The following is a 9,164-nucleotide window of genomic DNA, read 5'->3' as shown; positions in this document are numbered from 1 at the left end:
TCAAGCATCTCGTCGGCGCGGTTGACCGTCTGCCCGCCATACTGCGCTCCGGCGATGTCCTTGATGATCTGCGTGATCTGGGTCGCCGCGGTTCCGATGGACTTGGGCGAATCCATCATCGCGTTGCCCAGCGCGAAGCCATGCGCGAGCATGTCGCCGAAATCGGGCAGAGAGCAGTTGCTCATGGCGGTGAACGGCGAGTAGTCGGCGTCATGGAAGTGGATGTCGCCCTTCATGTGGGCGTTCGAGACGGCGTCGGGAAGCATGGAGAAGGCCGAGGCCTTGGAGACCGCCCCCGCGAGGAGGTCGCGCTGGGTCGCGTAGACGTTCGAGTCCTTGTTCGCGTTCTCGCGCACAAGGCTCTCGTCACGATTGACGAGACGACTGACCGCCTCGTTGATGTCGGTCGCCTTGGCGCGTTCGATATCCTTGTTCAGACGATACGCGGTATAGCTGCGGGCCACGTCGTACAGGTGGTCCTCGATGAGCCCGTGCTCGACGAGGTTCTGGATGTCCTCGATCTTCGCCGGACCGTTGTAGCGCTCCTTGATCTCCCCCTCCACCTGGGCGGCGAGCTCCCGGATAATCTGCTTCTCCTGCGGACCGATATGCTTGTCAAGGTCGAGGAAGGCCGACTTCACCGCGGCGATGATGTTGATGGGATCGAAGTCGACCACACGGCCATCCCGCTTCTCCACGAGAACCTTCTTCTCCGCTGTCACCACGTTGACATCGTCCATCATCTGCGTGTCCATGTCCCTGTATCCTTCCGCTCCGGAAAACTCCCCGGACTCGTCATCGCACTCCACCACACGGTCCATAACGGCCATAACCACTCGGCCAAGAACCGCGGCGCGTCAAATTACACGCGCGTAACTCACTACAGATAACACTTTATCTAGTGACGTGAATGAATGCAAAGCACTACATATCGTGTTTTGCCGCAAAGGCCGCCACCACGCGGCTGAGCCCGCGTGTCGCGCCGTATCCCCCTGTGGACCGCCCTCCTGAACCATTTCAGACAAGGCCGAAATGCCTCGCGGCATCCCCCGCAATGTCCCTCGCCCGCGAGATTGTGGAGCCATGAACGCCGCACCAGACAATCCCTCGTCAGGAGCCCTTTTCGGCGACAACCCGGCTCCGGAGAGCCGAGCCGCGGAGCTTCCCCGGCTCGCGCGCGACACGACCGCCGAGAACCCCTGGCCCGTGAGCGTACTGAGCCGCAAGTACCATGATGCCGTTCAACGCTGGCCCCAGGCGTGGGTGCGCGGACAGATCGTCGAGATCAACATGCGCCGCTCGACATCCGGATACATCACTCTGCGCGACGACACCGAGGAGATATCCCTGCCAGTCATGGGATTCCGCGATTTCGTGGCCAAGGCGCGCGACTTCCGGCAGGGCGACAGGGTTGTCGTCCACGGGCGCGCCGACGTCTGGATGAAGGCCACGCGGCTCAGCTTCGTCGCGGACGACATCCGACGTCTGGGAACAGGCGACCTCAAAGCGCTGATCGACGCCCTGCGGCGCAAACTCAAAGGCGAGGGACTTTTCGACGCCGACCGCAAGGTCGCCATTCCGGAATTCCCGCATCGCATCGGCCTTATATGCGCGCCGCAGGCCCGAGCGGAGGGCGACGTCATCACCAACGTGAACCTGCGATGGCCTGCGGTGAGCTTCCGCGTGGTACATGCGCATGTCCAGGGTGCGCAATGCCCGTCGGACGTCATCGCCGCCATCAGAACACTTGACGCCGATCCCGACGTCGACGTCATCATCGTGGCGCGAGGAGGGGGAAGTTTCGAGGACCTGATCGGATTCTCCGACGAGGGTGTCGTCCGGGCCGCCGCCCAGTGCTCCACCCCTCTTATCTCCGCCATCGGCCATGAGGACGACTGGACCCTGATCGATCTGGCCGCCGACCTGCGCGCATCCACGCCCACGGACGCCGCGAAGAAGGTCGTCCCCGACGTGCGGGAGCAATGGCAGCTCGTCGCCGGGGCCTTGGGACAGATACGGCTGCGCACCGAATCGCTGCTGGCCAACGAGACGCGTCTCATCGAGGGCTACGCCAACCGCCCCAGCCTCACCCGGCCCTGGACGATGCTCGAGCCCCACCAGCGCTTCGTCGACGATGCGAAGCGCCGGATGACGTATGGAATGACACAGATAGTCGACGACGCCGCCATGACCATCGACCGGCTCCATGCCTCGCTCACCGCGCTCAGCCCGCAGTCCACGCTGGATCGTGGCTACGCGGTCGTGCAGACGGCGTCCGGTCATGTGCTCGCAGACTGCGGATCCGTCTCGAACGGCGAGGAGATCGCCGTCACGCTCAAACACGGAGGAATCACCGCGACCGTCACCGGAATCCACCCTCCACAGCCATCCAATCCGGACGACACGACGGCACAAGCACGATAGCGAAAGGACACCATCGACCATGAACGACCAGACCACCCCCAACACCACCGCTGGATCCGTCAACGACACAACAATCGAGGGCGCATCCCCACAATCCACCGACCAAGCCGGCAATGTCGGCAATGACGCAACCACCACAGGAGAGGCCATGTCTGGACTGACCGACAAGGAACGCGTGGCAATCGCGGCACTCTCCTATGAGCAGGCCCGCGACCAGCTGATCCACGTCGTCCAAACCCTGGAGGCGGGCGGACTCAACCTCGACCAATCCATGCGGCAATGGGAACTTGGCGAGGCTCTGGCAACGCGAGCCCAGGGACTGCTCGACCAGGTGCGCTCGAAACTCGACGCGGCACAGGCCCAGCAGCAATCCACTGCGGACACCGCCGGGACCCAGTCAAATCTCGACTAAACGCGACCGGACCACACCGAAACCCGCCGCTCTCTCCCGCGCGTCCGCCATCATCAGGCATCGATCTGAAGCGTTGCGAGAAGACCTTTGTGATCCGAACCGGGAATGCTGACGACCGTCACCTGACCCGCTGTGATTCTCTTGTCGATGACGACGTGGTCGATCCCGCTGAAGGCGGGAAGCCAGCTGCGATTCGCGGGCCATGTGAAGGTGAACCCGTGTCCGGACTCATATGCGGCATCACTGAAACGACTCCCCAGAAGCTCGCGGAAGGGCGTGTGGTCGACCGTCGAATTGAAATCCCCCATAAGAACGTAACGTTTGCCCGTGGTCGACCCCAACTTGGCGACATCCTCCAGACTCGTCCGCCACATGGTCCAGTTTCCCGGCTTCGGCGACGTGGTATGCACCGACACGAAACGCACCGATCGCCCGTTCGCGAAATCAACGGTTCCCGCCGGCATGAACGACGACAGGGAATCGACCTCGTCGTCGGAGGGATTCGCCAGCGCCGCGGCCGACCACAGACCATTCCCGTATGTCCCATCGGCCGAGGAGACCACCGAATAGGGCAGATAGTCCTCGATTCCCGCCTTCTTCAGCGCCGTCACGAACTTCGGGGTGGTCTCCTGAAGCGTAAGAACCTCCACGCGCTGATCGCGCACGATGTCGACGATCGTCTGGGCATCGGCATGGCCGCGGTACACGTTGGCCGTCATCACACGTGCGGCATCATCATCGGTCCGCACGCTCGCCGATCCGACCGCAGTGGTGGTGGAGCTCGACAGCGTGGACGTCCCATGAAAGAACGGATACTGCCACCACCCCTGCGCGACCAGACAGCACAATGCGATAAGGGCCACGAACCATCTTCTCGAGATCAACGCCAGGACAAGACCGACGAGGGCCACCACCGCGAACCAGGGAGTCAGCGACACAAGAATCGGAACATAGGGCTGGGACTGCCACCACGAGGGCAGCTGCCGGGCCACCGCGTTGAGTGCCGCAGCAAAGGTGCCCAATCCCGCCAACGCTCCAAGAAGACGATGGCGTCGCCCCGATGATGCCCCCACCGACATGCCCACTCCCTTTCCTTCCGTCCCTTGCGCGGCTTCCTGATGCACGTGCGACCTCCTTACGCGCGACTTCCTCCACGATTGCGACAACCTTAGCGCCCTGAAAGGCGCGTACGACAGGTCGGATAAACAATCCCCCCGGTTCCCGCACGAACGGGGCCGGGGGGATCACGATCATCCCACGCGATCATCCCACGTCGGGAAGCGCCAGCCGCTTCGGAACGGGATCCATCGACCACGGCAGCAACGCGTTGCTCACGCATCCTCCGTCGATCGCCGCCATCGCCGCGTCGAGCGGAACGCTGAGGTGCCCATGCTCACCCATCCACTGGGTATAGGAGCGCACCATCCTCAGATCCGCGGTTCCCCAATGGCCCTCACGGTCATACCAAGAGGGCATCACGGCGTCCAACGAGGCGGACAGCACATCGGGATCAATGTGGCACAACGCCGGTTGAAGAGCCGCGACAGCAGCTTCCGGGTCCTCACGCACCATCGCGTATCCGCGGGTGGTGGCATCCAGGAAGTCGCGCACCAGCTGGGGGTTGCGATCCAGAAACTCCCTGCGGACGGACAGATAATACGAGTGGTGCGGAGCGACGTCGATTGAGTCGAACGGCAGGGTGACGACCTGGTCAAAGGGCTGCGACCCTTGGAAGGGCTCCCACCACGCGACGTTGATGAACGCATCGAACTTTCCCCGTTCGACGGATCGGATGTCCGGCTCCCATTCACCAGGATCGATGGCGATCACCTTCGAGAAGTCCCCTCCATCCTTGGTCACCGCCTGCTCAAGCTCGGTGTACAGCCGTTTGACGCCCATCGGAATGCACACCCTTTTGCCCTCAAGATCGCGGAATCGTCTGATTCCCGTGGACGCATTCGTGATGATTCCGCCAATCTGGCATTGGTTCATCACCGCCACCGAAATAAGCGAGGCCTCGCCCTGTTGGTGGAACAGGAGCTGGTTGAGACGCACGAGCGCTATGTCGCATTCCCCACGGGCCAGAAGGTACGCCGGGTCGCCACGGAAGAAATCCCCACTGGTGAACTCCGGATCGATGCCCTTCTCGGCATACAACCCCCGCTCACGGGCAAGGTACATTCCGGCATGGTTTGTCCACGGATGGACATATTCGAGTCTGACTTTAAGCATGATTGCTGTTCTCCATCTATATTGCCGTTTTTATATATCGATTGCCGTTTATATGCATTGCCGGCATGCCCGCGTGGTGGCCCGATGCTGCGCGGTGGCCCGATGCTTCGTGGCATCGCGGACATCGCCGTCGTTATAGCGCCGGATGCCGGGCCGCCGACGATCGGCCATCGAGGAATCAGTCGACCTCGTCGAGAATCCCGCGCAGCGCGTCAAGGAACCTGCGCCCCGAATCGGATCCGAACCACCGTGTGTGAGCCAGAAAGCAGACGTCGTAGCACCAGGCCGCATCCTCCATCCGATGAGTGCCGTCCATGTAATACTGCAGCCAGGAAAGTCCCGACTGAGCCTGGCTGATCGCCAGAACATCAGGAAGAACGGTTTTCTCAATATCGGACAGCGGTCTCACGGAGGTGTACCCCTCGAGAAGATCGCGTGCCACGTCGATGCGATAGGCATCGTCTTTCCCGTTCATCACATCCACCCACTGGATGCAATGGCGTTCGAGAAGCATCGCCACGTCAAACACCGCGGTGTTCCGGTCGGCCAGTCCGAAATCGATGACCGCGGCGGGTCTTCCCCCCTTCCACAGGAAGTTCGAGACATGGGGGTCGCCGTGCGTCCAGCGCTCCTCCAGCGTCGGGTACACGCCAGACAACGCCCGGGAATATGTCCTGACAACATCAAGGTCCGCATGAAGGTCACGGTCCGTAATCGCGAGATACCCACGTACGGATGGGCGACACTCCAACCAGGACTCCACCGCGCCGTCGATGTCGTCCTGGGCGAAAACCCCGAAGGAATTGGACATCCCATTGGGCGCCAACGCCGGCTCATCGAATCCCGCCGCCGCGCAGTCAATCTGTGCGAGAAAGGCACCCAACGACCGGGCATGATCCGGAGCGCGCGGCGGATCCCACGTCAGCGCGCTCCCGTACTCATCCTCACCAGCAGCCGCCCAATACGCCTCGTAGACGAAGTCCCCCCGCACGAGAACGGTTCCGCCATCCGTGGATTCGAACCCAAGAAAACGTGGAGTGGGCACACCCCTATCGGCGAGATACGCGACGAAACGATGGTAGGGAGTGATGGTCTCCACATCCCTGACGGACCGTGTGTACCTTTTGATAAAAAGCAGTCCGCGCGAGGTGTCCACCAAGGCCGCGGCCGCGGTTGGCCGCCCACTATGGGATGCCATGCCCCTCGCGCGGACACCGTCACCGCCGCGGATCAGGCCAACAAGGGAGTCCGCCTCGGCAAGCGTGATGTCAGGCCACCGCTGGGCGACGATGTCCAGCTGGGGATCGTCACCGGAATCCATCGCCGCTCCCGACGTCGCCGCCACCATCGCCCCGCGCCCGAACCTCCCTGCCGGCCGCGAAGGCATCCAATGCGCCGGTGCGAGCTATGGCACGGTGCAACAGCCACATCAGAGCCCCCGACACCAACGCCCCGGAAACGAGATTGGCAACGACGTTGATCACGACGAACGCCCCTGTGAGATTCATGCCCGCGTACATCACGACGAACGCATATGCGAGGCCGCCCACGGCGGCGAAGGCGCCCGCCAAACTGGCGACCCACACATTCCACACGCGGTACATCACCAGGATGAAGGCGATCTCGGTGAAAACACCCTGGCATATCCCCGCGGCCAGAGATCCCCCAGCACCCCATTCGTTGCCCAGAGTCAGTTCCAACGCGGCTGCGACGACCTCGGCATACAATGCGGCTCCGGGTTTGCGCACGATGAGCATGGACAGCACCCCGGCGAAATACCAGAATCCGCTGAGCAGCCCAGCCAAGCCAGGAACAGCCGAGTTCAGAACAGTGTAGGGGCCCATCACCACCAGATCGCACGCCCAGAACACCAGACCGGATGCGACTGCGATGACGGAGGCCACCGCGATGTCGACCGGCCGCCATCGAAGAGAGGATGGAGGTGTGGTGAATGACTGCGGACGATTTGCATCGCGCACTGGCTCGCTCCTTACTCGACCGGTCATTGACCGGTCCATGCGTGGTGGGAGCCGAGGTGACAATCATTGACTTCGTCCGCGGCATTGCCCGCCTGACGTTCAACGGTCGGAGACATAGTCTCCCTCTCAGCCTCAACGGCTCCCGTGTCTTAACGATGACAGCATACGGAGCGAGCGCGACTTGTCAAAGAGAGGCATGCCGCAATCCATTGCAACACATCGTCCGCGGTGTCGTATACTTTGCGTCGCGTGTACAATGGTCAACCGTTGCCCGGGTAGCTCAGGGGATAGAGCACCGCTCTCCTAAAGCGGGTGTCGTGCGTTCGAATCGCATCTCGGGCACTCTCCCGTTTTCCCCGCTTTCCAAGAGCGGGGAAACGCTTTTCTGGCGGGTTGATCACCTACACCAAAAAAACCTACTTAGATTTGCTATTTCTTCTTATGGAGAACAACCAAAAAATCAACTCACCTTTGCTTATCGTGGAATATGACGACGCGCCCCCGGGCGCACGGCATTCAAGGGGAAAGGCCAGACGGGTGCTGCGACCCGAACAACAAGCGTCAACTAAGGAAAGAAGGGTTATCATGGGCTGGATTTGGACATTGATCGTTGGAGCCATCATCGGTGCGATCGCCGGAGCGCTCACCAGCAAGGGTGAGTCCATGGGATGGATCGCCAACATTCTGGCGGGTCTCGTCGGATCATCCGTCGGGCAGGCACTGCTGGGAAGTTGGGGCCCCAGCCTTGCGGGTATGGCGCTTATCCCCTCCATTCTCGGAGCGGTAATCGTCGTTCTGGTTGTGTCGTTCATCATGGCGAAAATCTCCAAGTAACCAAGCAGCGCTGTGATGCATGCGGGCACTGCGATGGATGCGGACACCGCGATGTGACGTTTCACGCGTGAACGGACCATCACATAATCCAATGAAGCCGGCGCGACCCACACGGGCCGCGCCGGCTTCGTCGCATCCAACGACCACCCCCCCCACGCCATCAAAGAGGCACGCTCCGACCCACAACGTCTCCGTGACCGCGAAGCATCGAGACGAATCCTCGTAGGCCACCAGAAATGCTACGCATCCCGATGAATGCGGCCATCAGGTATTGACCCCACGGCCCAAGTCACCTTAGTCTTGCTGAGGCCATGCGGTCCGACGCATCCACGCCGACCGCAACTCAAGCACGACGAATGGAACGTGGCATTCCCCATGATCGACAAAAATCTTCTCCGACTACCGGGAGCGGACCTTCGCGGTTCGCTGATCATCGCGGCGCTTGGCACTATATGCGCCCTGATCGATTCATTGGCCGCGGTTGTCGCGATCCTCGCCGTGGCGCGGTCAGTCGGCTGGGTCCCATGGAATCTTACCGATGACTCGGTCTGGGGAGCCCTGTCGTCCACACCGCTCACGGCGGCCATCGTCCTTGTGTCGCTGGCCATCATCCGTGTGGCCCCACGGCACATCTCCAACCGCACGGCGGGTGCCATAACCCAGCGCATGGGCGAGGAGCTGGCCGCGGACCTTTATCTCTCACTGTTCGATCCGGCCGCGATCGGCGAGCGCGATGACGGCAGACATCCCGATTCCATGCCACATCAAAGCCTCTCCCTCCTCGCCACCGAAGGGGTGGGATCGGTCAGCACCTATTTCACGGTGTTCCTTCCCACCCTGATCCAATCGCTTCTGATGATCCTCGCTGCGATCGCCATTCTCGGGCCCATCAACATCGCAAGCGCCGCGATCGTCGCCGTGGGGATGCTCATCATGCCCTTCGCCGCCAACATGACCCGCGAGAAGGACATCCGCACGCAGATAGCCCATCTGCAGCGATACGACAAGGGCGGCGTCCATTTCGAGCAGGCCCTGCGCGGTCTGGACACCCTGAAGATCTTTGACGCGGACGGACGCGAAGCTGTGAAGCTACGCAAGGATTCCGAGGGATTCCGCAAAGCCACCATGCGTCTCCTTGGCGGCCAGCTGAGCAGCTTGATCGGAGCCGACACCGCCATATACCTGTCGGTTATCGCCGCGACCGTGGCCGCAGCCCTCATGACACAATCCGACCCCTTTGGCTCGATCACCGCCATCATCGTGGCCGCCACCGGGGTGAGGCT

Annotated in this window: 9 protein-coding genes, 1 tRNA gene and 1 riboswitch; of the genes, 5 read left to right on the top strand and 5 right to left on the bottom strand. The window is 61.9% G+C overall.

Annotation, left to right across the window (positions count from 1 at the left end; genetic code table 11):
- The coding region (nrdD, locus tag Q1X90_RS06590; protein WP_300768302.1) for an anaerobic ribonucleoside-triphosphate reductase at nucleotides 1-755 on the bottom strand (755 nt) is incomplete at its 3' end.
- Between the two features lie 328 nt (nucleotides 756-1,083).
- Between nrdD and xseA the strand changes: the two genes are divergently transcribed.
- Nucleotides 1,084-2,424 (top strand): exodeoxyribonuclease VII large subunit, encoded by a 1,341-nt coding sequence (gene xseA / locus Q1X90_RS06585; RefSeq protein WP_300768297.1) that lies wholly within the window; start codon nucleotides 1,084-1,086, stop codon nucleotides 2,422-2,424.
- Between the two features lie 148 nt (nucleotides 2,425-2,572).
- Nucleotides 2,573-2,836, top strand: a complete 264-nt coding sequence (locus tag Q1X90_RS06580) for an exodeoxyribonuclease VII small subunit (RefSeq protein WP_300768300.1) — start codon at nucleotides 2,573-2,575, stop codon at nucleotides 2,834-2,836.
- Nucleotides 2,837-2,889: 53 nt separating this feature from the next.
- Here the strand turns inward: Q1X90_RS06580 and Q1X90_RS06575 are convergent, their stop codons facing one another.
- The 4 genes from Q1X90_RS06575 to Q1X90_RS06560 all read right to left on the bottom strand — a co-directional run bounded on the left by Q1X90_RS06575 (nucleotide 2,890) and on the right by Q1X90_RS06560 (nucleotide 7,047).
- Complete coding sequence (locus Q1X90_RS06575) at nucleotides 2,890-3,960, bottom strand: endonuclease/exonuclease/phosphatase family protein (RefSeq protein ID WP_300768295.1); 1,071 nt, start codon at nucleotides 3,958-3,960, stop codon at nucleotides 2,890-2,892.
- A 139-nt stretch (nucleotides 3,961-4,099) separates the two neighbouring features.
- Nucleotides 4,100-5,068: an ABC transporter substrate-binding protein gene (locus tag Q1X90_RS06570; RefSeq protein ID WP_300768293.1), complete on the bottom strand. Its 969-nt coding sequence runs from the start codon at nucleotides 5,066-5,068 to the stop codon at nucleotides 4,100-4,102.
- A gap of 178 nt (nucleotides 5,069-5,246) precedes the next feature.
- Nucleotides 5,247-6,416 (bottom strand): phosphotransferase, encoded by a 1,170-nt coding sequence (locus tag Q1X90_RS06565; RefSeq protein ID WP_300768291.1) that lies wholly within the window; start codon nucleotides 6,414-6,416, stop codon nucleotides 5,247-5,249.
- Nucleotides 6,376-7,047 (bottom strand): ECF transporter S component, encoded by a 672-nt coding sequence (locus tag Q1X90_RS06560; RefSeq protein WP_300768289.1) that lies wholly within the window; start codon nucleotides 7,045-7,047, stop codon nucleotides 6,376-6,378. The genes Q1X90_RS06565 and Q1X90_RS06560 overlap by 41 nt, the downstream gene beginning before the upstream one ends.
- A gap of 54 nt (nucleotides 7,048-7,101) precedes the next feature.
- Nucleotides 7,102-7,203: riboswitch (TPP riboswitch) on the bottom strand.
- A gap of 113 nt (nucleotides 7,204-7,316) precedes the next feature.
- Here Q1X90_RS06560 and Q1X90_RS06555 point away from each other — a divergent pair.
- From Q1X90_RS06555 to Q1X90_RS06545, 3 genes are all read left to right on the top strand, one after another.
- Nucleotides 7,317-7,389, top strand: a tRNA-Arg gene (locus Q1X90_RS06555).
- A gap of 243 nt (nucleotides 7,390-7,632) precedes the next feature.
- A complete protein-coding gene (locus tag Q1X90_RS06550; protein ID WP_300768287.1) occupies nucleotides 7,633-7,881 on the top strand; it encodes a GlsB/YeaQ/YmgE family stress response membrane protein in 249 nt (82 codons plus the stop codon).
- A 375-nt stretch (nucleotides 7,882-8,256) separates the two neighbouring features.
- Nucleotides 8,257-9,164: ABC transporter transmembrane domain-containing protein (locus tag Q1X90_RS06545; RefSeq protein ID WP_300768285.1), on the top strand; the 908-nt coding region annotated here is incomplete at its 3' end.

Source organism: uncultured Bifidobacterium sp., from assembly GCF_949292005.1.
Taxonomy (GTDB): Bacteria; Actinomycetota; Actinomycetes; order Actinomycetales; family Bifidobacteriaceae; genus Bifidobacterium.
Note: the sequence above shows the minus strand (reverse complement) of the source record. Positions and strands in the feature narration are given on the sequence as shown.

Excerpts from the sequence above, each read along its gene's own strand:
- Q1X90_RS06565 (WP_300768291.1), bottom strand. The coding sequence starts at position 6,416 with ATGGTGGCGGCGACGTCGGGAGCGGCGATGGATTCCGGTGACGATCCC.
- Q1X90_RS06580 (WP_300768300.1), top strand. The coding sequence starts at position 2,573 with ATGTCTGGACTGACCGACAAGGAACGCGTGGCAATCGCGGCACTCTCC.
- Q1X90_RS06550 (WP_300768287.1), top strand. The coding sequence starts at position 7,633 with ATGGGCTGGATTTGGACATTGATCGTTGGAGCCATCATCGGTGCGATC.
- Q1X90_RS06570 (WP_300768293.1), bottom strand. The coding sequence starts at position 5,068 with ATGCTTAAAGTCAGACTCGAATATGTCCATCCGTGGACAAACCATGCC.
- xseA (WP_300768297.1), top strand. The coding sequence starts at position 1,084 with ATGAACGCCGCACCAGACAATCCCTCGTCAGGAGCCCTTTTCGGCGAC.